This is a genomic window from Telluria sp. AZSoR62 (assembly GCF_058111565.1).
In genome coordinates this window covers 1-245 of record NZ_JBYTST010000512.1, presented here as the reverse complement: position 1 = coordinate 245, position 245 = coordinate 1, and the positions used below count along the sequence as shown (strand labels likewise).

At 66.5% G+C, this 245-nt stretch carries 1 protein-coding gene; it reads right to left on the bottom strand.

The annotated features are described in order from the left end of the window. Window positions 1-245: TerC family protein (locus AC3XQU_RS24570; RefSeq protein WP_489876723.1), on the bottom strand; the 245-nt coding region annotated here is incomplete at both ends.

The following is a 245-nucleotide window of genomic DNA, read 5'->3' as shown; positions in this document are numbered from 1 at the left end:
CGGTGATGCCGAAAATGGCCGGGATCGAGTCGAGCGCGAACAGCAGGTCGCTGCTGCCAATTGCGAGCAGCACAATGAACAGGGGCGTCACCGCCCGGCGTCCGGCACTGCGCGTGAACATCCGGCCGCCCTCGTAGTCCTTCGTGACGGTCAGCGCGCGGCGGGCCCCCCGGACCAGCACGTTGTCATGGACATCCGGGTCGGCGTTGCGGTGCCGGTAAAGCTGCACAGCCGTCACAATCAGA